General features: G+C 70.7%; 17 protein-coding genes. 9 read left to right on the plus strand and 8 right to left on the minus strand.

Features of this window, described 5'->3' with window-relative positions:
• The first annotated feature begins 111 nt into the window (after nt 1–111).
• Together ACIA77_RS05270 and ACIA77_RS05275 are read left to right on the plus strand one after the other, a co-directional pair.
• A complete protein-coding gene (locus tag ACIA77_RS05270) occupies nt 112–822 on the plus strand; it encodes a histidine phosphatase family protein (protein ID WP_395884533.1) in 711 nt (236 codons plus the stop codon).
• Nucleotides 823–970: 148 nt separating this feature from the next.
• Nucleotides 971–3,022, plus strand: coding sequence for a M3 family metallopeptidase (locus tag ACIA77_RS05275; RefSeq protein ID WP_395884984.1), 2,052 nt, complete (start codon nt 971–973; stop codon nt 3,020–3,022).
• A 144-nt stretch (nt 3,023–3,166) separates the two neighbouring features.
• On the opposite strand, the gene ACIA77_RS05280 is transcribed toward ACIA77_RS05275, so the two are convergent.
• The 3 genes from ACIA77_RS05280 to ACIA77_RS05290 form a co-directional block, all read right to left on the minus strand.
• On the minus strand, nt 3,167–3,760 hold the full coding sequence (locus tag ACIA77_RS05280; protein ID WP_395884985.1) for an AAA family ATPase: 594 nt from the start codon (nt 3,758–3,760) through the stop codon (nt 3,167–3,169).
• Nucleotides 3,757–4,746, minus strand: a complete 990-nt coding sequence (locus tag ACIA77_RS05285) for a malate dehydrogenase (RefSeq protein ID WP_395884534.1) — start codon at nt 4,744–4,746, stop codon at nt 3,757–3,759. The genes ACIA77_RS05280 and ACIA77_RS05285 overlap by 4 nt, the downstream gene beginning before the upstream one ends.
• Nucleotides 4,747–4,827: 81 nt before the next feature.
• Entirely contained in the window at nt 4,828–5,268 is a 441-nt protein-coding gene (locus tag ACIA77_RS05290; RefSeq protein ID WP_395884535.1) for a MarR family winged helix-turn-helix transcriptional regulator, read from the minus strand.
• A 106-nt stretch (nt 5,269–5,374) separates the two neighbouring features.
• Here ACIA77_RS05290 and ACIA77_RS05295 point away from each other — a divergent pair, with 106 nt between their 5' ends.
• The gene (locus ACIA77_RS05295; protein ID WP_395884536.1) at nt 5,375–5,773 is read left to right on the plus strand and encodes a nuclear transport factor 2 family protein; all 399 of its coding nucleotides are present in this window, start codon (nt 5,375–5,377) and stop codon (nt 5,771–5,773) included.
• Nucleotides 5,773–6,138 (plus strand): VOC family protein, encoded by a 366-nt coding sequence (locus ACIA77_RS05300; RefSeq protein ID WP_395884537.1) that lies wholly within the window; start codon nt 5,773–5,775, stop codon nt 6,136–6,138. Before ACIA77_RS05295 ends, ACIA77_RS05300 begins: the two co-directional genes overlap by 1 nt.
• Here ACIA77_RS05300 and ACIA77_RS05305 read toward each other — a convergent pair.
• The 3 genes from ACIA77_RS05305 to ACIA77_RS05315 all read right to left on the minus strand — a co-directional run bounded on the left by ACIA77_RS05305 (nt 6,122) and on the right by ACIA77_RS05315 (nt 15,819).
• Nucleotides 6,122–8,233, minus strand: coding sequence for an FUSC family protein (locus ACIA77_RS05305; protein WP_395884538.1), 2,112 nt, complete (start codon nt 8,231–8,233; stop codon nt 6,122–6,124). The genes ACIA77_RS05300 and ACIA77_RS05305 overlap by 17 nt on opposite strands.
• On the minus strand, nt 8,230–11,394 hold the full coding sequence (locus ACIA77_RS05310; RefSeq protein WP_395884539.1) for a GH92 family glycosyl hydrolase: 3,165 nt from the start codon (nt 11,392–11,394) through the stop codon (nt 8,230–8,232). Before ACIA77_RS05310 ends, ACIA77_RS05305 begins: the two co-directional genes overlap by 4 nt.
• Nucleotides 11,395–11,511: 117 nt before the next feature.
• Nucleotides 11,512–15,819 (minus strand): GH92 family glycosyl hydrolase, encoded by a 4,308-nt coding sequence (locus ACIA77_RS05315; protein WP_395884540.1) that lies wholly within the window; start codon nt 15,817–15,819, stop codon nt 11,512–11,514.
• 240 nt (nt 15,820–16,059) lie between these two features.
• Between ACIA77_RS05315 and ACIA77_RS05320 the strand changes: the two genes are divergently transcribed.
• Genes ACIA77_RS05320 through ACIA77_RS05335 form a run of 4 tightly spaced genes read left to right on the plus strand, consistent with a single transcriptional unit; the run spans nt 16,060 to nt 18,284 of the window.
• On the plus strand, nt 16,060–16,803 hold the full coding sequence (locus ACIA77_RS05320) for a class I SAM-dependent methyltransferase (RefSeq protein WP_395884541.1): 744 nt from the start codon (nt 16,060–16,062) through the stop codon (nt 16,801–16,803).
• Nucleotides 16,804–16,805: 2 nt separating this feature from the next.
• On the plus strand, nt 16,806–17,141 hold the full coding sequence (locus ACIA77_RS05325) for a hypothetical protein (RefSeq protein WP_395884542.1): 336 nt from the start codon (nt 16,806–16,808) through the stop codon (nt 17,139–17,141).
• Nucleotides 17,138–17,416, plus strand: coding sequence for a hypothetical protein (locus ACIA77_RS05330; protein ID WP_395884543.1), 279 nt, complete (start codon nt 17,138–17,140; stop codon nt 17,414–17,416). The genes ACIA77_RS05325 and ACIA77_RS05330 overlap by 4 nt, the downstream gene beginning before the upstream one ends.
• A gap of 52 nt (nt 17,417–17,468) precedes the next feature.
• Nucleotides 17,469–18,284, plus strand: coding sequence for an SAM-dependent methyltransferase (locus ACIA77_RS05335; RefSeq protein WP_395884986.1), 816 nt, complete (start codon nt 17,469–17,471; stop codon nt 18,282–18,284).
• A 10-nt stretch (nt 18,285–18,294) separates the two neighbouring features.
• Here the strand turns inward: ACIA77_RS05335 and ACIA77_RS05340 are convergent, their stop codons facing one another.
• Nucleotides 18,295–19,617, minus strand: a complete 1,323-nt coding sequence (locus ACIA77_RS05340; RefSeq protein ID WP_395884544.1) for a M20/M25/M40 family metallo-hydrolase — start codon at nt 19,615–19,617, stop codon at nt 18,295–18,297.
• Nucleotides 19,610–20,437, minus strand: coding sequence for a M55 family metallopeptidase (locus ACIA77_RS05345; protein WP_395884545.1), 828 nt, complete (start codon nt 20,435–20,437; stop codon nt 19,610–19,612). Before ACIA77_RS05345 ends, ACIA77_RS05340 begins: the two co-directional genes overlap by 8 nt.
• Nucleotides 20,438–20,674: 237 nt before the next feature.
• On the opposite strand from ACIA77_RS05345, the gene ACIA77_RS05350 reads away from it, so the two are divergent.
• Nucleotides 20,675–22,444, plus strand: a complete 1,770-nt coding sequence (locus ACIA77_RS05350; protein WP_395884987.1) for an ABC transporter substrate-binding protein — start codon at nt 20,675–20,677, stop codon at nt 22,442–22,444.
• Nucleotides 22,445–22,558 lie beyond the last annotated feature (114 nt).

The raw sequence follows: 22,558 nt of genomic DNA on the forward strand, positions 1-22,558 counted from the left end.
TTGAGCGGTGCGATCGGCCCCGGCCGATCCGGCCGCTCAATCGCAAACACCGGCTCAAAGGCGATCTCGCCCGCCTCGGCGGAGCCGAGGCAGACAACATAGGGTGGCGTCGTGAGTACGGTCATCTTGCTGCGGCACGGGAAGTCCACCGCGAACGGCTCCGGGGTCCTCGCGGGGCGCACGCCGAAGGTGGGGCTCGACGACACCGGCCGCACCCAGGCCGAGAAGCTCGTCGAGCGACTGGCGGGGGTGCCCGTGGCCGAGCTGGTCGTGTCGCCGATGCTGCGGTGCAAGCAGACGGTGACCCCGCTGGCGACGGCGCTCGGCCTGAGCAAGACCGTCGAGCCGCGCCTGTCCGAAGTGGACTACGGCGACTGGACCGGGCGCGAGTTGAAGACGCTGGTCAAGGAGCCGCTGTGGCGCGTGGTGCAAGCCCACCCGTCGGCCGCGGTGTTCCCCGGTGGTGAGGGGCTGGCGGCCATGCAGGCGCGCGCTGTCGCGGCCATCCGCGCCCACGACGCCCGCATCACGGCCGAGCACGGTGACCACGCGGTGTGGATCGCGTGCAGCCACGGCGACGTGATCAAGGCGGTGCTGGCCGACGCGCTGGGTCAGCACCTCGACGCGTTCCAGCGCATCGTGGTCGACCCGGCTTCGGTGTCGGTGGTCCGCTACACCGAGACCCGCCCGTTCGTGCTGCGCGTCAACGAGAACGGCGGCGACCTGAACGGCATCGTCCCCCCGCCGCCGAAGAAGAAGGGCCGCGGGAAGAAGGACGCCGCGGCGAGCGACGCGGTCGTCGGGGGCAGCACCGGGCGCTGAGCCCCCGGCTGACACGCGCGCGCCGGTTGCGGAAAGCGGGCGGCTCGCGGGGTGCGGACCCCGTAGGGTGAGCGGAACCAGTGTGAACGAACACTGCGGAGAGAACACGTGGCGAAAACACGTGTACGAACCCCAGGAGCACAACTCGATGATGTCGCCGGACAACCCGTTCGCCACCCCCAGTGAGCTGCCGTACGCCTTGCCGCCGTTCGACCGGATCTCGGTCGGCCACTACCGGCCGGCGTTCGAGGAGGGCTTGCGCAGCCACGCCGCCGAGATCGAGGAGATCGCCGCGAACCCGGCGGAGCCGACGTTCGAGAACACGATCGTGGCCCTCGAGCGGGCGGGGGAGCTGCTGGAGCGGGTGTCCGGAACGTTCTTCAACGTCTCCGGGTCCGATTCGAGCGACGAGATCCAGGAGATCCAGGCCGAGCTGGCGCCGAAGCTGGCCGCCCACTCCGACGCGATCCACCTGAACCCGCAGCTGTTCGCCCGGATCGACGGGCTCCACCGCGACCGAGAGAACCTGGGCCTCGACCCTGAGTCGCTGCGGCTGCTCGAGCGCCGGCACACGGACTTCAGCCGCGCCGGTGCCGGCCTGCCCGAAGCCGACCAGGAACAGCTGCGCAAGCTCAACGAGCAGCTCTCGACCCTGCAGACGAAGTTCCAGCAGAACCTGCTGCGCGACACCAACGACCTCGCCGTGGTGGTCGAGGACGTGGCCGAGCTCGCGGGGCTCGGCGAAGGCGCGATCGCCACCGCCGCCGAGGCGGCCGCCGCCCGCGGCGAAGAAGGCAAGTACGTCTTCAACCTCACGCTCCCGACCGCGCAGGCGGTGCTGGAGTCGCTGGCGAACCGGGCGGTCCGCGAGCGGATCTTCACCGCCTCGGTCTCGCGCGGCAACCGCGGCAACGAGTACGACAACAACGCCGTGGTCGCGGAGATCGTCCGCCTGCGGGCCGAGCGCGCCGCGCTGCTGGGCTACCCGGACCACGCGACGTACGTCATCTCCGACGAAACCGCGAAGACCGCCGACGCCGCGGCCGGTCTGCTCGAGCGCCTCGCCCCGGTCGCGGTCGCCAACGCCCGCACCGAAGCCGCCGAGTTGCAGAGCCACCTCGAGGCCGACGTGCCGGGCGCGACGCTGCAGCCGTGGGACTGGGCGTTCTACGCCGAGAAGGTCCGCCGTGAGCGCTACGAGGTCGACACCGCGGCGCTGCGCCCGTACTTCGAACTCGGCCGGGTGCTCACCGACGGCGTGTTCTTCGCCGCGAACAAGCTCTACGGGCTGAGCTTCACCGAGCGCCACGACCTGCCCAAGTACCACCCCGAGGTGCGGATCTTCGAGGTGTTCGACGCCGACGGCACGGGCCGTGGCCTGTTCCTCGTGGACTACTACACGCGCGACTCGAAACGCGGCGGCGCGTGGATGAACGATTTCGTGTCCCAGTCCCGCCTGCTGAACCGCAAGGTCGTGGTGGTGAACGTCCTCAACGTCGCGAAGCCGCCGGCGGGGGAGCCGACGCTGCTGACGCTGGACGAGGTCCGCACCGCGTTCCACGAGTTCGGCCACGCCCTGCACTCGCTGCTGTCGGCCGTGACCTACCCGACGTTCGCGGGCGCCAACGTGCCGCGCGACTTCGTGGAGTACCCCTCGCAGGTCAACGAAATGTGGATGTTCTGGCCCGAGGTGCTGGCCCACTACGCCAAGCACCACGTGACCGGTGAGCCGCTGCCGGCCGAGCAGGTGGCGAAGCTCGAAGCCGCCGAACAGTACGGCGAGGGCTTCAAGACCACCGAGTACCTCGCCGCGTCGCTGCTCGACCTCGCCTGGCACCGCCTCGGCGTGGACGACCGCGTCGACGACGTCCAGCGCTTCGAAGCGGCGGCCCTCGAGAAGGCCGGGGTGGCGGTGGACAGCGTGCCGCCGCGCTACCGCACCACGTACTTCAACCACGTCTTCGGCGGCGGCTACAGCGCGGGCTACTACTCCTACATCTGGAGCGAGGTCCTCGACGCCGACACCGTCCGGTGGTTCCGCGAGAACGGCGGCCTCAAGCGGGAGAACGGCGACCACTTCCGCGCCACGCTCCTGGGCCGCGGGGGGAGTGTGGACCCGATGGAGGCCTTCGCCGCCTTCCGCGGTCGTGAACCGGCGATCCAGCCGCTGCTGGAACGCCGCGGCCTCGCCGGCGCCTGATCAACCACCGAGGAGGGGCCGACCGGAACACCCACCGGTCGGCCCCTCCTTTGGCTATTTCAACTGTATAACGACCTATACGGCCGGGCTTGGTTCGAAATAAATCAGCGTCCCGTCAAGCTCGTCACTCACCACAAAATCCAGCTACGACAGGGCGGTGAGCACTGCCGCGTAGGTCTGGTCCACGTCGAGGCCCTCGGTATCGATGACGAGGCACCGGGGTCGCCGGGTGAGGTAGGCCGCGAGGTGGCCGTGGATGCGTTCGACGACGGCGAGCCCGCCGGCGTCGGCGAGGATCGCGTCGATGTCGCGCGCGGGACCGTCCGGAGTGGAGCGTGCCGCGTACCGCTCGAGCGCGTGCGGCGTGGCGGCGGTGAGCGCGATCTCCACATAGGACGCCCCGGCGGCGCGGGCGGCGGCCTCGAACCCGGAGACCTCGTCGACGTGCGTGGCCAGCTGCGGCATCACGACCGAGAACCCGGACCGCAGATGGGTTTCCGCCATCGCGATCGCCAGCCGGCGCGCGAGGGGCAGGGTGGCCCAGAAGTTTTCGCGCCAGCCGCCGATGAGGGACACGACGTGGTCGGTGTCGAGGTCGAGCACGCCGGGGTGCTGGTCGGCGTAGCGGCGCGCGACGGTGGACTTCCCGATCCCGGAGGCGCCGTTGAGGTGGATGAGACGAAGGCCGCCCCGGACGGATCCGGGGCGGCCCTGCGAGTCGGTGCTCAGTGGACTCAGACGAGGCCGAGCTTCTGCACGGCCTCGCGCTCGTCGGCGAGCTCGCCGACGGTCGCGTCGATGCGGGTGCGGGAGAACTCGTCGATCTCCAGGCCCTGGACGATCTCGTACTTGCCGGCCTTGGCGGTGACGGGGAAGGATGAGATGAGGCCCTCGGGCACGCCGTAGGAGCCGTCGGAGACGACCGCGGCGGAGGTCCAGTCGTCTTCGGCCGTGCCGTTGACCCAGGTGTAGACGTGGTCGATGGCGGCCGACGCGGCGGAGGCGGCCGAGGAGAGGCCGCGGGCCTCGATGATGGCGGCGCCGCGCTTGGCGACGGTCGGGATGAAGGTCTCCTCCACCCACTTCTGGTCGTTGACGGCCTCGGCGAGGTTCTTCCCGCCGACGGTGCCGTGGGTGATCATCGGGTACTGGGTCGCCGAGTGGTTGCCCCAGATGGCCAGCCGCTTGATGTCGGAGACGGGGACGTCGAGCTTCTTCGACAGCTGCGCGAGGGCGCGGTTGTGGTCGAGGCGGGTCATCGCGGTGAAGCGATCGGCCGGGACGTCGGGCGCGTGCGACTTGGCGATGAGGGCGTTGGTGTTGGCCGGGTTGCCGACCACGAGGACGCGGATGTCGTCGGCCGCGCCGGCGTTGATGGCCTCGCCCTGGGGCTTGAAGATGCCGCCGTTGGCCTCGAGCAGGTCGCCGCGCTCCATGCCCTTGGTGCGGGGGCGGGCGCCGACGAGCAGGGCGATGTTGGTGCCGGAGAACGCCTGCTTGGGGTCGTCGAAGATGTCGATCCCGGACAGGAGCGGGAAGGCGCCGTCGTCGAGTTCCATCGCGGTGCCCTCAGCCGCCTTGACCGCCTGCGGGATCTCGAGGAGCCGCAGCTTCACCGGGGTGTCCGGGCCGAGGAGCTGACCGGACGCGATGCGGAAGAGCAGCGCGTAGCCGATCTGGCCGGCCGCACCGGTGACGGTGACGTTGACAGGGGCTTGGGTCATAGCGGGTTCTCCAGCTTGAGACGACTTTGGCTAGTACCGCGACTCTAGTACTCACGGTCGGTTTCGTTCGGGTGCGTCCAGTCACTCTCCGGCGGGTGTCGTGACGTTGGCCGCGAGCCGGCCGAGCAGTGTGGCCAGTGTCGCGATTTCGTCGTCGGTGAGGCCGGTGCGCATCCGCTTGTCGTGGGCGACGGCGGCTTGGGCGAGGCGGTGGAAGGTGGTCTCGCCGTGGTCGGTGAGTTCGACGTGGTGGACGCGGCGGTTGCCGGGGTCGCGGGTGCGGGTGAGCAGGCCGGCGGTTTCCATGCCGTTGAGGTGGTGGGTGAGGGTGGCGCCCTGGATGCCGACGGCGTCGGCGAGTTCGCGCTGGCTGGTGTGCTGGTGGGTTTTGAGCGCGATGAGGATCTGCCAGACGGGTTGGGAGCCGCCGACGGCGGCGAGGGCCTGGTCGAAGGCTTGGCCCGCGGCTTTGGCGGTGCGGGAGAGGACGACGCCGATCGGCGCGGTTGCTGGTCGTGGCACGGGTTCACCGTAACGCAGATCCGTTGAAATCTAAGCGTTTGACATCTAACGATTTGGGTTCTAACGTTTTTCGCGGAAAGCTGCTCCACTGACCACGGGAGGGATCATGAGCACTACCGAAGACATCCGGGAACTGGGCAAGCGCTGGGTCGCGGCCGAGACGGCCGGGGACACCGAGGCGCTGGACACGCTGGCGACCGGCGACTTCACACTGGTCGGGCCGCTGGGGTTCGTGCTGGACCGCGAGCAGTGGCTGGGCCGCTACCGCTCGGGCGGACTGGTGACGCACGAGCTGGACTGGCGCGACGTCGCGGTGCGCGAGCACGGGGACACCGCGATCGCGATCGGCGTGCACGACCAGAAGGCGTCGCACCAGGGCAACCCGGTGGACGGGCAGTTCCGCGCGACGCACGTGCTGGTGCGGGAGGACGGCCGGTGGCTGCTGGCCGGGATGCACCTGAGCCCGCTGGGTGCGCCGCCGGCGTTCGCGCGCGGGGGTGCGTGATGGCGGTCGAGCTGAACCACACGATCGTCTGGGCGACGGATCGCGGTGCTTCGGCGGAGTTCCTCGCGGGCGTGCTGGGGGTGCCCGTGGGGGCGGAGACGCCGCCGTTCCTGCCGCTGGTGCTGGCGAACGGGGTGACGCTGGATTTCGCGGAGGCCGAGCGGGTGGCGGGTCAGCACTACGCGTTCCTGGTGAGTGACGCCGAGTTCGACGCGGCGCTGGCCCGCCTGACGGAGTCGGGTACGCCGGTCTACGCGGACCCGTTGCACCGCACGCCGGGGGTGAACGGGATGTTCGGCGGGCGCGGGCTCTACTTCGCCGATCCCGACGGGCACAACATGGAGCTGCTCACGAAGGCCGGGTAGCAGCGCCGGCCGGGGCGGGCTGGGTCGCGTCGATGTCGAAGATGCGGCCCAGCGCGATGACGCCTTCGTCGAGGTGGCTGAAGCTGGAGACGACGGCGCGGGTTTCGGCGTCGTCGATGCGGTCGGCGACGGGGGTGCCGTCGTCGCGGACGAGTTTCCCGGTGGGTGTGGTGCCGGGGTGGCGGACGGTGTCGCCGACGAGGTCGATGTTGGTGAGCACGCGGCCGGCGAAGAGGTCGAGGCGGTCGGCGACGGGTCCGTCGAGCTGGCCGGGCTGGGCGCGGGCGGCGACGTGGCGGGCGCGGAAGGCGATGTTTTCGAGCGTGGTGAGCACGTGCCAGCCGTAGTCGCGGCGGGCGCTGCGCAGGTTGATGGGGTGGGTGAGGGGTTCGATGGTCTTGCGGACCTGTTCGACGGAGCGGTCGAGGTCGCGGGACATCTCGATGATGTTGACGTTGTCGCGGCCGGCGAGCAGGACTTCGGCGCTTTCGACGAATTCGTGGAGTTCGTCGAGCACGGTCGCGATGTCGTCGAGCATGACCGACCGGGTGCGGACGGGGACGATGACGAGGGCGGCGAGCAGGCCGGAGGCGGCGCCGACGGCGGTTTCGGCGACGCGGATCCAGAGGACTTCGATGCTGAAGGTGCCGAGCAGGCTGTAGAGCAGGCCGAGCATGCTGGTGACGAAGAAGGCCATGAGGAACTGCGAGACGCGGGACATGTAGACCATGCCGAAGACGCAGACCGTGATCAGAGCCAGGATCGCGATGGTGTTGCCGCTGACGAGGAGGGCGAGGGCGACGCCGCCGACGATGCCGAGGAGGGTGCCGCCGGTGCGGCGGACGCCTTTGACGAAGCGGGCGCCGGCGCTGGAGGTGCCGACGAACACGACGAAGACGGTGAGCACGGCCCAGTACCAGCGCTGGTGGGAGATGAGCTGGCCGGCGAGGACGGCGAGCCCGCCGCCGAGCACAGCCTGGACGGCGCTGCGGGTCTGGTTGTCCCAGGCGAACGCTTTGGTGGGTTCGGGTTCTTCGTCGTCCTCGTCGTCGAGGGTGTAGTCGACGGTCGTTTCGGGGTGGGCCACGCGCTGGGCGCGGTCGTCGGCGACGGCGAGTTCGGCGATGGCGCGGCGGACGCCGTCGCCGGGGTGGGCTTTTTCGTCGATGCGGCTGCCTTCGACGAGCATGCGGCTGTATTCGCCGGTCTCGCTGATCAGCGGTAGTTCGCGGGGGTCGCGTTCCATGAGGGAGCGGAACTTGGCGAGGCGGGCGACGAGGTCGTCGGCCACGCCTTCGGGCATCGGGTGTGAGCAGGTGCGCTGCACGGTGATGGTGAGCCACTGGACGGCGAGTTCGACCTCGATGGCGCGGCGGCGCAGCTGGTCGGCTTTGCGGTCGTCGACGACGTCGGGGGCGTTGTCCTCGATGAGGAGGACGGATTCGTGCAGCCGGGACAGTGCGGTGCGGATCTGGCGGTTGCTGCGTTCGCTGCCGGCGGAGGAGATGTAGGCCTCGGTGGCGCGCACGGCGGCGGCGACGCGGGCGCGGAAGGCGCGGCGGATGCGGATGAATTCGCTCGCGGCGTTGCGGCGCAGCAGGACGAAGCGCACGAGTGCGTTGGCGGCGATGCCGGCGGCCATGGCGGTGATCAGCTGCGGGGCCTGGGTGAGGTGGGCCTGCAGGAACATGGGGAAGAAGAACAGGAAGAACGCCATCGAGCCGAGCGCGCTGCCGCGGGGTCCGAAGCGTTGCAGGTAGACCGCGACGAAGATGAGCAGCACGAAGATGATGCTGTCCAGCGGCGGGTAGGCGGCGCCGACGGTGGCGAGGGTGATGGAGCTCGCGCCGACGAGCGCGGCGAGGCAGAGGGTCACGGCCTGGCCGCCGGTGGTGGGGTCGTTGACGGTGAACGCGCTCATCATGGCGGCGATGGCGGCCACGAGTGAGGTGGTGAGGGGGAAGTGCAGGGGTTGCAGCGCGAGGATGGCGAGGATGATGCCGAGCACGGCCGAGCCGGCGAGCCGCAGGCGGACGAGGCCGGGATCGGCTGCCGCCAGCCGGTCGAGGGTGGCGTCGCGGAGGTCGGCGATCATCGGGCGAGCAGCTCCCACTGGGCGAGGGTGACCCGGCGGCGGGTTGCTGCCGTGACGCGCAAACGGTAGTGCGCGCAGGCGGCGGGGGTGTCGAGGACGAACGGCCGGGTTTGGCGGCGCCAGCGGAAGAGTTCCTCGGAGCGGCGATCGAGCACCCTCCAGCGGCGGCCGTCGGCGGAGCCTTCGAGGGTCCACGCGCTGGGGTCGCCGTCGCGGCTGCCCGAGGTGAGCGTGTACATGGTGACTTCGCGTGGGGTGCCGTGGACGGTGAACTCGATGACCGGGGTGCGGCTGGTGAAGGTGGCGTCGGTGCGGCTGGTGTCGTCGAGCAGGACGGAGGCGGGGCCGTCGGGGCTGTAGGCGGTGCCGGTGAGGTCGCGCAGCGGGGTGGGCGGGGTGGGGGTGACGGGTTCGGTGCCCCAGGTGCCGGGTTCGGCGCGGACGTCGAATTCGAGCACGGCGCCGCGGGCGAGGCGGGTGTGGGAGATGGTCGCGGTGTGGTGGGGTTCGCCGTCGACGGTGAGGCCGTGGACGTAGGGGGTGTCGGGTTCGCCCTTGTCGTGCACGTCGGCGGCGGTCGCGGCGCCGGGGGCGCGGATGACGAGGTCGTGGCCGTTGTCCAGGTGCAGGGTCGCGCTGCGGAACAGCGGGGCGGACAGCACGTAGCGCGGGCTGCCCACGGCGAGCGGGTAGAGGCCGAGGGCGGCGAAGAAGTACCAGGCGGACATCTCGCCGTTGTCTTCGTCGCCGGGGTAGCCCTGGCCGAGTCCGCTGCCGAGGTAGAGGCGGCGCAGGACTTCGCGCACGGTGCGCTGCAGCTTCGCCGGGGCGCCGGCGTAGGTGTAGATCCACGGGATGTGGTGGGAGGGCTGGTTGGAGTGGCCGTACTGGCCCATGCGCACGTCGCGGGCTTCGGTCATCTCGTGGATGAGCCCGCCGTAGGCGCCGGTTTTGCGGCCGGTCTCGGGTGTGGTGAAGAACCTGTCGAGTTTGGCTTCGAGCGCGGCGGGGCCGCCGTGCAGGGCGGCGAGGCCGGGGCCGTCGTGGGGCGCGGAGAACGCGGTGTTCCACGCGTTGGTCTCGACGAAGTCGCCGCCCCACGCTGCGGGGTCGTAGCCCCGCGGCGGGAAGCGGCGGCCGCCGTCGGGCCGGCGGCCCTGGAAGAACCCGATGCGCGGGTCGAAGTGGTTCAGGTAGTGCTGGGCGCGCTGGCGCAGGTAGGCGGCGTTGTCGGCGCGGCGGCGGGCGCGGGCGCCTTCGCTGCGGCGGGCGAGCGCGTCGGCGAGGTTGGCGAGGCCGAAGTCGTTGAGGCAGCCTTCCAGCGCCCACGACAGGCCTTCCTTGGTCGAGGTGGGCGTGTAGCCGAGGAACGGTGAGGTGTCGAGGCCCTTGCGGCCGACTCCCGCGCGGGGCGGGGCGACCGTCGCGTTCTTGAGGGCGGCGTCGTAGGCGGATTCGACGTCGAAGTTGGTGACGCCTTTGAGGTAGGCGTCGGCGAAGGCGACGTCGGAGCTGGTGCCGGTCATGAGGTCGGCGTAGCCGGGGGAGGACCAGCGGGCGATCCAGCCGCCTTCGCGGTACTGCTGCACGAACCCGTCGATGAGGCGGCCGCACCGTTGGGGGGTCAGGAGTGCGTAGGCGGGCCAGGTGGTGCGGTAGGTGTCCCAGAAGCCGTTGTTGACGTACAGCTCGCCGTCCACGACTTTCGCGCCGGTCCGGCGTCGCGTGCTCAGGCCGCGGCGGCGCGCGACGGGGCTGGCGTGGCGGATGCCGGCGGGTGTGTTCTCGTGCGCGCGGTTGGGGTAGAGGTAGAGGCGGTAGAGGTTCGAGTAGAACGTCGCCAGCTCGTCCTCGCTCGCGCCCTCCAGTTCGACGCGGCCGAGCAGCTGCTGCCACTTCTCGCGGGCGCGGTCGCGGACGTGCTCGAAGGTGGTGCCGGCGGGGATTTCGGCCTCGAGGTTGCGCCGCGCCTGCCCGAGGCTGATCAGCGAGGTCGCGATCCGCAGCGTCACTTCCGGCGCTTCGAACCGCAGGTGCCCGGTGACCGTGCACCACAACGGCCGGCGGATCGCGCCGCCGCCCGCGGCCGGGGTGTCGGCCTGGGCGTAGACGAACATCCGCCGCGCCCCCGTGGACAGCCGGCTGCGCACCCACGTGTGCCCGGTGACGACGCCGGTGCCCGGGTGCACGCGCAGCCCGCCGCGGTTGCGGGTGTTGTCGAACAGCACCCAGCCCGCGCCCTCGGGGAAGGTGAACCGGAAGATCGCGGCGTGGTCGGCCGGCGCGAGGTCGGCGGTGATACCGCCTGCGAAGCGCACGCCGTAGTGGTGCGGCCGGTCGGTCTCGTCGGTGTGGGAGAACGCGAGCGCGCGGCGCCGCCGGTCGGGTTCGACGGGACCGGTGCCGGGCAGGAGGTGGAAGGTGTGCCGGTCGCCCATCCACGGGCTCGGCTGGTGGCTCAGCGCGAACGCCTGCAGCGCCGGCTCGTTCTCCTCGGTGTTGTGCCGGTGGTAGGAGTAGAGCCAGCCGAGGGCGCTCGCGTCGGTGACCGGGGTCCAGAAGTTGAACCCGTGCGGCACGGCCGTGGCGGGGAAGGTGTTGCCGCGTGAGAATTCGCTGCTGGAGTGCGTGCCGCGGGTGGTGCGCACGTGGTCGACCGCGTCGCCGGTGCGCGGGCGGTGCTCGCCGAGGCGGACGTCGTCGAGCCAGCCGGTGAGATCCCCGCCCGCTGGTGGGTCGGTGAGCAGCACGATCCGCTTCACGCGGCGGCCGGCGAACGCGCCGAGCGGGCGGCGCACCAGGTTCCACTGGTCCACCAGCAGCGTCTTCCCCTCGCCCTGCGCGGCGGCGGAGAACCCGGCGGTGCTGCCGTCGTCGAACTCCACGTCCAGCGCGACGAAGGTGCTGCGGTAGGAGGGCACCGGGGCGTCCGAGACCGGGAAGACCACGTAGGACAGTGCACTGTGGGCGGTCACCGGCACGTCGGTCTCGAACAGCACCGCGCGCGTCACGTCGGTGTAGCGCAGGGCGTGCCGCCCGGTGAACCCCACGCCCGTCTTCGCGGTGGGGGACCGGTCCGGCCCGGAGCCGACGCGGACCGCCGAGGCGACCGGTTGCGGGTCACCCGCCTCGAACGAAGAAAAGAACCCGGCGCTGGTCACGCCCACACGGTAGCCGCTCCGGCCCCGGCCAGCCCGCCGTGGACGCGCGTCCCCCCGAACGAGCCGTGGGGCCCCTTCCCGGTCGGAAAGGGGGCCCCACGGAGGTGGTGCACCGGACTACAGCTTCGCGCACTGCCCCGCGGCCGGACCGCGGACGGTGTTCGCGATGTCGTGGTCGGTCGGGGCGGGGGAGTTGGCCGTGCAGGCCAGCGGTCCGCCCACGGTGCTGCCCGATAGCACCGGCCCGGCGTTGCCGGTGAGGGTCACCGGACCGCTGAGGTCGGTCAGCTCGATCGACACCGGCCCGGTCGTGCCCGTGATCGCCACCGGTCCCGACACCGTCGTGCGGTTCAGCACGACCTGCCCGGCGCCCGTCGCCGTCAGCGGGCCCGTGATCGAGCCACCGCGCACGACCAGTGAAGCGCCCTTCGCCACGGTCACCGGACCCGCCACCGCCGCGCCGTCGAGGCACACCGCGCCACTCGACACCGTGAGCGGGCCCTGCTGCTCGCCCGTCAGCGTCTTCGTGCACGACGCGTCCGGCCGGCCCAGCAGCTCGAACTCCGCCAGCGACGCCGCGTCACCCGTGCTCGCTGTGACTTCCAGGCGGTAGTAGGCGTAGTGCGCCGGGTTCTTCACCGCGAACGCCCGCGTCTGCTGCCGCCACGCGAAGCTCTGGCCGGCCTGCTCGTCGGCCACCGCCCAGGTCTTCCCGTCGTAGGAGCCTTCCAGCTTCCAGCTCTTCGGATCACCCGCGCCCTTGGGCGAGGTCAGCGTGTAGTGCGTGACCGCCTCGTCCGAGGAGTTCAGCTGGTAGGTCACCGCGCCGGTCACCTTCGCCTCGGTGCGGGAGGTGTTGTCGAACAACGCCGCGGCGTTCGAGCCGTCCGAAGTGGACACCGTGCCCTTGCCGGGACCGGTCTCGTCGTGCAGCGGGGTCGGCACCGCGTCGCCCGTGGTGATCGACTTCGGGGCGTCGCCCGGGCCGGTGCCCCACGTCGAGGGGTTCGGGCCCATGTCGAAGTCGAGGGTCGCCCCGTGCGCGAACACGTCCTGCGGCAGCGACGTCGAGGTCCACGGCTTGCCGTTGACCTTCAGCCCCTGCACGTAGACGTTCTTCGCCGAGTTCTTCGGCGCGTTGATCACCACGTCACCACCGGGCAGGTGCAGCGTCGCCTTGGTGAACAGCGGCGACCCGATCGCGTAGTTCGGGCTGCCCATCTGCAGCGGGTAGAAGCCCAGCGCGCCGAACACGTACCACGCGGACATCTCGCCGTTGTCCTCGTCGCCCGCGTAACCCTGGCCCAGCTCGCTGCCGGTGTAGAGCCGCGAGAGCGCCTCGCGCACCTTCGCCTGCGTCTTCGCCGGCTGGCCCGCGTAGTCGTACATGTAGAGCAGGTGGTGCGAGGGCTGGTTGGAGTGGCCGTACTGGCCCATCCGCACGTCCCGCGCTTCCCGCATCTCGTGGATGACCGTGCCGTAGGAGCCGGTCATCGTCGCGGTCTCCTGGTCGGCGAAGAACGCGTCGAGCTTCTGTGCCAGCTTGTCCTTGCCGCCGTAGAGGTTCGCCAGGCCCTGCCCGTCCTGCGGCACCGTGAACGCCATGTTCCAGCCGTCGGTCTCGGTGTAGTCCCCGCCCCACGAGCGCGGGTCGTACTGCGCCGCGGTCTTGGTGAACTTGCCGTTCGCGTCCTTGCCCTGGAAGAACCCGATGGACGGGTCGAACAGGTTCACGTACTGCTGCGCGCGGCTGGTGAAGTACTGGTAGTTCTCCAGGTACTCCGCCTTGCGCGCGTCATTCGCCGGTGCCTGGTCGTAGAGCTTCTTCGACAGGTTCGCGATGCCGAAGTCGTTGATGTAGCCCTCGATCGCCCACGAGAAGCCCTCACCGGTCGAGTTCGGCGTGTAGCCGAGGAAGATCGACTGGTCGAGGCCCTTGCGGCCCACCGCGGAGTTCGGCGGCGTCACCGTCGCGTCCTTCAGCGCCGCGTCGTAGGCCGACTTCACGTCGAAGTTCGTCACGCCCTTGAGGTAGGCGTCGGCGAACGCGACGTCGGAACTCGTCCCCGTCATCAGGTCCGCGTAACCGGGGGAGGACCAGCGCGCGATCCAGCCCGAGTCGCGGTACTGCTGCACGAACCCGTCGACCATCTTCCCGGCCATGTCCGGTGTGAGCAGCGAATACGCCGGCCACGTCGTGCGGTAGGTGTCCCAGAACCCGTTGTTGACGTAGATCTGGCCGTCGACGATCTTCGACCCGGTCTGCGTCGCGGTGTCCGCGCCCGCCTTCGCCGCCACCGGGCTCGCGTACCGGTACACCGGCTGCTGCGGGGTGCCGGTGTTCTCGAACGCCGAGTTCGGGTACAGGAACAACCGGTACAGGTTGGAGTAGAGCGTCTCCAGCTGGTCCTTCGACGCACCCTGCACCTCGACCACACCGAGCTGCTTGTCCCACGCCTGCTGCGCGGCGTCGCGCACGGAGTCGAACGACGCCGTCGGCGCGATCTCCTGCTCCAGGTTCTTCTTCGCCTGGTCCACGCTGATCAGCGACGTCGCGATCCGCATCGTCACCGTCTTGTCCGCGCCCGCGGCGAAGCGCAGGTACCCGGTCACGTTGTCCCGGCCCTGCCCGGTCAGCTTCGACCCCGCGGTCACGAGCTTGTCGAACGTCGCGTACACGAACATCCGCCCCGCGCCGGCCGAGAGGCCGCTCTTCGCGTCCGAGTAGCCGGACAGCGTGCCCGAAGCCGGGTCGAGCGTCAGCCCGCCCGAGTTGTTCACGTTGTCGAAGATCAGGCTCGAATCGGCACCCGGGAAGGAGAACCGCATGACCGCCGCGTGGTCGGTCGGGGCGATCTCCGTCTTGATCCCGTTCTCGAACGTCACCCCGTAGTAGTGCGCCCGCGCGACCTCGTTGTCGTGGCGGAACGCCAGCGCCCGCGCATCGCGGTTCGCGTCCGGCACCCCCGCCGCGGCCGACGGCATCACCTGGAAGCTCTGCCGGTCACCCATCCACGGGCTCGGCTCGTGGCTCACCGAGAACGCCTGCAGCACCGGCAGGTTGTCCGCGTTGTTCTGCGAATGGTAGTTGTACAGCCAATCCGACGACCCGGCCGCCGTCACCGGCGTCCAGAAGTTGAACCCGTGCGGCACCGCCGTCGCCGGGAAGTTGTTGCCCCGCGAGAACGTGCCGTTCGCCATCGTCCCGCGCGTGGTCAGCACGTTGTCGCTCGGGCGCAGGCTCGCCGGCGGCGTCGGTGTCGCCGAGATCTTCACGTCGTCGAGCCAGCCCTGGAACGCACCCGGGCCGTTCGGGTTGTCGTAGCCGACGAGGATCCGGTCGATCGTCTTGCCCGCCGCGACCGTGCCGACCGCCGAACGCACCAGGTTCCACTGGTTGGCGTAGAGCACCTTGCTCGCGCCCTGACCCTGCGGCGACAGCGGGAACCCGTACTGGTCCGTCGCCCCCAGCCCGCTCAGGTACGTGCCGTCGGTGAACGCCAGGTCGACCGCGACGTTGGTGCTCGGGTACTTCAGGTCGTTGCCCGTGAACTGCGGCTGGACCTTGTACGACAGCTCCGTCGACGCCACCACCGGCAGGTTCACGTCGAAGACCTTGTTGTACGAGTAGCCGTGCCCGGTCGCGGTCTGCGTCCCCGCGTAGTGGAACGCTTTCTTCCCGGTGAACCCGACCCGGCTCTTGTTCGTGTACCCGCCCGTCGGGCCCGCGTCCACGTAGCTGCGCATGTTCGGCAACGGCGGCGGTGCCGGATCGTCGTTGGCCAGCAGCAGTTCCGAAACCTGCATGATGTCGTCGCCGTGGTTGCGCGTCACGTCCAGCCGGTAGTACCGGTAGGCCGCCGACGGCGCCGCGAGCTGGTACTGGTGCTCCTGGAACCGCGCGTCGAACGACTGCCCGGACTGCTTGTCCAGATCCGTCCACGACTGCGCGTCGTTCGAGCCCTGCAGCGTCCAGTCCTGCGGATCACGGCCCGGGAAGTCGTTGGCCGAGCTGAGCGCGTAGTGCGTGATCGCGACCGGCTCCGACAACGTGATCTGCGCCCAAGCCGTCGGCTCCCACGAAAGCCACTTCGTGTCGGTCGTGCCGTCGACCAGGTTCGCCGAAACCTCGCCACCGTCGGTGTTCTCGCTGCTCGCGCTCGTCTCGGTCACCTTGCCCCGGATGTCACCCGGGATCGTGGCGCCGTTCGCGCCGTTGACCCCCGAAGTGCGCGGCTTGCCGGCCGCGTCGGTGTCAACGGTGTCCTGCCACGCCGGCTGCGGATCGTTCGGCTCGAACGACGAGGAGAAGTCCGGCGGAGGAGCCTCCGCCGCGGCGACCGCAGTCACCGGCAGGGCGACCAATCCGGCCGCCGCCACGACCGCGACCAGCGCGGCGTGGACGGGTCTGGCGCTTCGGGGCATCGTTGCTCCCAGCTCGTCGGGGTTCGGGGCGCGCCCGCGCGCGCAGGTTCCCCCAGCGGCGGCGCTACGGAAGGGAAACCCCTGTGTGACATCGATGTCAAGATCCGGCGGGCAAACCTGGCCGGAAACGGACAACGCCGGACGTACCCGCTGGCTCATCCGGCGCTCCCGCCCCGTTCCCCCGGGTGGGGCCGCCCGAAATCCCGCGCGCGGATCCGCGCCACCGGTATAAGGGGACACATGCCCACCGATCCGACCGGCCAGACCGGAACGCACCCCGCCGGCGCCGATCAGCCGGGAACCCGGGTGACCGGGCCCGATTCCGCCACCGCCGCGATCAACGCCGACGAAGCCGCTCGCCGCCGGGCCGATGTCGCGCTCGCAGCCGGCGACCCGACCGGGTGGTTCGAACCGCTCTACGCCGCGGCCGAATCCGGCGAGGCCGTCGTCCCGTGGTTCCGCGGGGAACCCAGCGCCGAACTCGCCGCCTGGGTCGCCACGCAAGCGGCCGGTGGCCGCAGCGCGCTCGTCGTCGGCTGCGGGATGGCCGACGACGCCGAACTGCTCGCCGGCGCCGGGTTCCGCACGTCGGCCTTCGACGTGTCGCCGAGCGCGATCAAGGCCGTGCTGAACCGCTTTCCGGAAACCCGAGTCGCCTACCGCACCGCGGACCTGCTCGACCCGCCCGCCGAGTGGCACCACGCCTTCGACGTCGTCGTCGAGATCCTCACCGTGCAGTCGATGCCCAAATCCGTCCGCGCCGAGGCGATCGCGTCGGTGTCGTCCCTCCTGGCCCCGGGCGGCACGCTCATCGTCGGCGCCGTCGCGGAGGAAAGCATCGACCTCGCGACGTGGGCCGGACCACCGTGGCCGCTCAGCCGCGCCGAACTGGACTCCTTCGCGCGAGACGGCGTCACGCTCACCTCCCTCGACCGCGTCCGCGACGGCGCACGCTGGTGGGCGACCTTCACGCGGGAGTCCTGACCATGGCCCACCCCGACGTCGAAAACTGGCTCGCCGGCCACAACCTGCCCGCCGGCGACCCGCTGTCCCGGCTCCTGCTCGCCACCCAGCTCGGCCACGACGTCCCCGAAGCCGTGCTCAAGCACTGGGCCCGCGACGTCGTCCTGGCCCGCCGGGTCGCCGACCAGTCGGAACCGGCGCTCATCACCCAGGCCCGCAACCACGGCTGGAGCTGGGCGGACATCGCCGAACGGCTCGGCCTGCCGAGCGCCGAGGCCGCCGAGCAGCGCCGAGCCGTGCTGGAAGCCGAACTCGACCGCACCCACCCCGCGAACATCCCCGACGCCTACCGCGGATGATCACCACCGACAGCCCGGCGGTCAACCTCGACCGCCTGCGCGAACTCGACCGCACCGACCGCTACGTCAGCCGGCGTTTCCCCGAACGCGACCTCCGGCACCTCGAAACCGCCCGCGGCATCACCGCGCCGGCCGCCTTCCGCGACGTCCTCCACCGCATCGGCACGGGCGCCGGCCCGTACCACGGGATCCTCGTGCTCAAGCCCGATCGGGCCGACTTGATCACCGATGTGGCGCCGGACCCGGGACCGGCGGCACGATGGACCCGTGGTTGATCTTCCGGAGCCTCCGCGGCTCGACATCCCTTCCGGTGTGGCTCGTACGGCGATGTACATGTCCTTGCTCCGGCACTACGAGAGCCAGCGGCCGGACGCACTGTTCACCGACCCGTTCGCCGACGTCGTCGTCGCCGCGCTGGCGGGCACGCCGGAGCTGGACGAGCTCGCGGCCGGACACGGCGTGGCCGCCGAGTCCCTCGAAGACCGTTACGCCACACCCGAGTTCCGGTACTTCCCCGTCCGGACGCGGTACTTCGACGACCGGCTGACCGCGGCCCTGCGCGGGGGCATCCGGCAGGTCGTCTCCCTGGCCGCGGGACTCGACGGCCGCCCGATGCGCCTGGACTGCCCGCCGGGCACCCGGTGGTACGAACTGGACCTGCCCGAGCTGGTCGCGTTCAAGGAAACACTGGTTTCCCGAGCCGGGATCGCGCCGACCTGCACCCTGCGCACAGTGAAAGCCGACCTCGCGGCGGACTGGTACAGCGGGCTGCACGAGGCGGGGTTCGACCCGCGGCAGCCGACGGCCTGGCTGGTCGAGGGGTTGCTCATGTATCTGCCGCACGAGGCCGCCGACCGCCTGCTGGCCGAGCTGACCCGCGTGTCCGCGCCCCGCAGCGAGCTGCTGCTCGAACACCTGGCCGGCCGGATGCTGACGACCCGCAGCGGCACGATCCACGACGCCGTGGAGTCGCAGGACAGCGGCTTCGTCAGCGCGCGCGACGACCTCGCGGACTGGCTGGCCGGCCACGGCTGGAGGGCCGAGGTCCACCCGGGATCCGACCCGGCGATCGGCTACGGCCGGCTCGTTCCCGAGCTGCCGGCCGGCTGGCTCGCCCACGCGGTCCTCGACACCGCCGGGTGATCGCTGATCCTCAGCACTCCGCCAGGAACCGCGTCAGCACCCGCGTCCCGAAGTGCAGCCCGTCCACCGGCACGCGTTCGTCCACGCCGTGCGCCATGGCGCGGTACGGGAACCCCGCGGGCAGCGACAGGGGAGCGAAGCCGTAACAAGCCATGCCCAGCTTCGAAAACGCCTTCGCGTCCGTCCCGCCGCCCATGCAGTACGGCACCACGACCGCGTCGGGGTCCTCGGCGCGCAACGCCGCGGCCATCGAGGAGAACCACGGCGAATCCACCGGCGCCTGCACGGGCGCCTGGTGCGCCACGAACTCCCGCGTCACGCCAGGACCGAGCAGCGAGTCGAGGACCTCGAACAGCTCGTCCTCCGCGCCGGGCAGCACCCGCACGTCCACCTGGGCCGTCGCGGTCGACGGGATCACGTTCACCTTGTAGCCGGCCGAAAGCATCGTCGGCGTGGTGCTGTTGCGCACCGTCGGCACGACCAGCGAACCCGCCGGCCCCAGCCGGGCGACCGTCGCGTCCACGGCCTCGCCCGACGACAGGTCCACCGGCACCCCCAGCGCCGCACCGGTCCGCTCCAGGAACGCCTCGACCGTCGGCGTCAGCCGCACCGGCCAGCGGTGCGCGGCGATGCGGTGCAGCGCACCGGCGAGCATCGTCACCGCGTTCTCGTCGTTCGGCCGCGACCCGTGCCCCGCACGCCCGCGCGCGGTCAGCTTGACGTGCGCGGTGCCCCGTTCGGCCGTACCCACCGGGTACAGCCGAACCACCCGCCCGTCGGCCGCCGGCACGTGGTAGCTGTAGCCGCCGGACTCGCTGACCGCCGCCGCACAGCCCTCGAACAGCGACGGGTGCTGCTCGACCAGCCAGTGCGCCCCGTACTCGCCCTTGTCCTCCTCGTCCGCGACGAACGCCAGCACCAGGTCCCGCCGCGGCCGCAGCCCTGAGGCGACGGCGGCGAGCACCATCGCGCAGAAGTCCTTCATGTCCACCGCGCCGCGGCCCCACAGGAACCCGTCACGCACCTCACCGGAGAACGGCAGCACCGACCAGTCGGCCGCGTCCGCGGGCACCACGTCCAGGTGCCCCTGCACCAGCAACGCGGGCAACGCCGGATCGGTCCCCGGGATCCGCGCGAGCACGTTCGCCCGCCGCGGCGCCGACTCCACGATCTTCGCCGCGACCCCGTGGCGCTGCAGGAACTCCGCGACGTATTCCGCGGCTTCGCGTTCCCCTTCGGAATCCCCGTTGCCGCGGTTGGTCGTGTCGAACCGGATCAGGTCGGCGCACAACGCGACGACATCGGCCGCGGTCCCGGCCGTGCGGTCAGCCATAGATGCCCTGCACCGCCCCGCCCGCGATGGCCGTGACCACCTTGAACGCCTTCATCGCCTCGGTCATGCTCGGCGCGTCGAACCCCACGCGCCGCGTGCCGATCTGCTCCACGGTCGGGATCACCGCCGTCGCCTGCGCCAGATGGCTCGCGTCGAACTCCACCTCGATCCGATGCCGCCCCGGCGTGCGCTCCACCCGCCCGGCGCGCGCACACGACTCCGCGGCCGCCGCCGTGAGCAGTTCCGCCGTGCGCGCCGGCGGCAGGCAGATCGCCGCGTACCGGCTCACGCACTCCTTCACCGGCACCAGTTCCGCCTCCGGTGCGTAGTCACGCGCGTCTTCGCACGCCTGGTCGTCCCCGCTCACCATCAGCACCGGCACGCCGTACTCCGCCGCGAGCGCCGCGTTGAGCCGGCCCTCGCTCGCGGGCACGTCGTCGAGCCACACGCCGGTGATCTGGTTCTCCAGGTAGGTGTGCGACAGCACCCCGTCGAACCCCGCGCCCGCGTGGTAGCCGAGGAACACGACACCGTCCACACCGGAATCCACGCCCTGCATCATCGACAGCGGCTTGTGGCGCCCCGTGAGCATCCGCGCCCGCGGATCCAGCTCCTCCAGCAGCAGGTTCCGCTGCGACGAATGCGCCTCGTTCACCAGCACGTCGGCGGCGCCGGCCTCGAACAGGCCCGCCAGCACGGCGTTGACGTCACCGGTGAACAGCCGTCGGAACCGCTGCCACTGCTCGGTACCGGGCACGACGTCGTCGGTCCACGTGACGCCCGTGGCGCCTTCCATGTCCGCCGAGACCATGATCCGCATGCAGGCACTCTAGTCATCCTACGTCCGGGCCGGGGCGGAACACCGGAGGTCACCCAGCGTGACGACACCCCTGAGATAACGATCGGACACGCACAGTCGTCGCAACATATTGCGCCCTTCCCTCGGTATGTGGTTACTTTTCGGCTCTGGGGTACGACAAGGGGTGGTTTTCAAGTGCGGATCAAGCACGTTCGGCGCGGCCTCAGCCGCGTCATCGGGGTTCTCACCGCGGGAACGATGGCGGTCCTGCCGCTCGCGGGTACAGCCGTGGCGCAGCAGCCGGCGCAGCCGAAAGTGCTGCGCGTGGCGCTCACGACCGGGATCGACCACCTGAACCCGTTCACCGCGTCGCTCGCGGCCTCGACGCAGGTGGGGCGGTTCATCTACGAATTCCTCACCATCCCCTCGGCCGACAAAGCCGAAGCGTCGCCCGCGCTCGCCGAATCGTGGACGACCTCGCCCGACAAGCTCACCTGGACGTTCAAGATCCGCCAGGGCGTGAAGTGGTCCGACGGGCAGCCCGTCACCGCCAAGGACGCCGCGTTCACCTTCCAGCGCATGCTCGACGACGAGACCGCCCGCACCGCGAACGGCAACTACGTCGCCAACTTCCAGAGCGTGTCCGCACCCGACGACACGACGCTGGTGATCAAGACGAAGGCCGTGCAGGCCACGATGGACCTGCTGGACGTGCCGATCGTGCCCGAGCACATCTGGGCCCCGATCAAGGACCTCAACGACCCGAAGACCGACGACCTGCCCGTCGTCGGCGTGAGCGACGGGCCCTACCAGCTCACCGAGTACAAGCAGAACGAGTACGTGAAGTTCAAGGCCAACAAGAACTACTGGCGCGGCGCGCCGAAGGTCGACGAACTGCAGCTGCTCGTGTTCAAGGACGTCGAAGCCGCCGTCAACGCCCTCAAGCAGGGTGAGGTCGACGTGATCAACCGGCTCACGCCCACCCAGTTCGACGCGCTCAAGGGCCAGCCGGACATCGCCACCAACAAGGCACCCGGGCGCCGCTACAACGAGATCAACATCAACTTCGGCGTCGAAGACGTGACCAACAAGCCCATCGGCAACGGCAACCCCGTGCTCAAGGACCTGCGGCTGCGCCAGGCGATCGCCGAGGCGATCGACCCGAAGACCATCGTGGACAAGGTCATGGGCGGTTACGGCCAGCTCGGCGGCGGCGTCGTCCCGCCGATCTACTCCACCTACCACTGGGATCCCGCGCCGAACGAGGCCCGCAAGTTCGACGTCGCCGCCGCGAACAAGGCCCTCGACGAAGCCGGCTACGCCAAGGGCCAGGACGGCATCCGCGTCGCCCCCGGCGGCGCGCGCCTCGAACTGCGCCTGACCGGCCACGCCAACCGCGCGTTCGACCAGCGCACCGCCCAGTACGTGTCGGGCTGGCTGCACGACATCGGCATCTCGGTCAAGCAGGAACTCGTGTCCGACGAGGAACTCAACGACCGCACCACCGCGGGCAACTACGACCTCGTGATCTCCGGCTTCGCCACCAACCCCGACCCGGACTACGCGCTCGCGCTGCACACCTGCGCCGCGCGGCCCAACGCCGAGGGCAAGGGCGCCACCACCGACACGTTCTTCTGCGACCCGCAGTACGACGCGCTGTACGAGAAGCAGCTCACCGACACCGACCCGGCCACCCGCGCCGGCTACGTCAAGCAGGCCCAGGCGCGCCTCTACAGCCAGGCCGTGAACGTCGTCCTCGACTACGACAACGCGCTCGAGGCCTACCGCTCCGACAAGTTCTCCGGCTTCCAGACCCAGCCGCAGCCCTCGGGCTCGATCCTCGAGCAGACCGGCTACTGGGGCGTCTACGGCGCCGTGCCCGCCGGCTCCGAGGTCGCCGCGAGCGACGCCGGTGGCGGGTCGAACGTGGTGCTGTGGGTCGTGCTCGGCGTGGTCGTGGTCGTCGTGCTCGTCGGCGGCGGCATCATGATCGGCCGGCGCGGCAAGTCGGCGGACGACCGGGAGTAGTCCGTCTTGACGCAGGCACTCACCTCCTCCGACCAGGCCTCGGGGGGGGGGGGCCCCCCCCACCACCCACGCCGGGCCCCCCCCCCCCCCGGAGGACAGACACACAGCCCCCCA

This window comes from Amycolatopsis sp. NPDC051903 (assembly GCF_044452505.1).
Lineage (GTDB): Bacteria > Actinomycetota > Actinomycetes > Mycobacteriales > Pseudonocardiaceae > Amycolatopsis.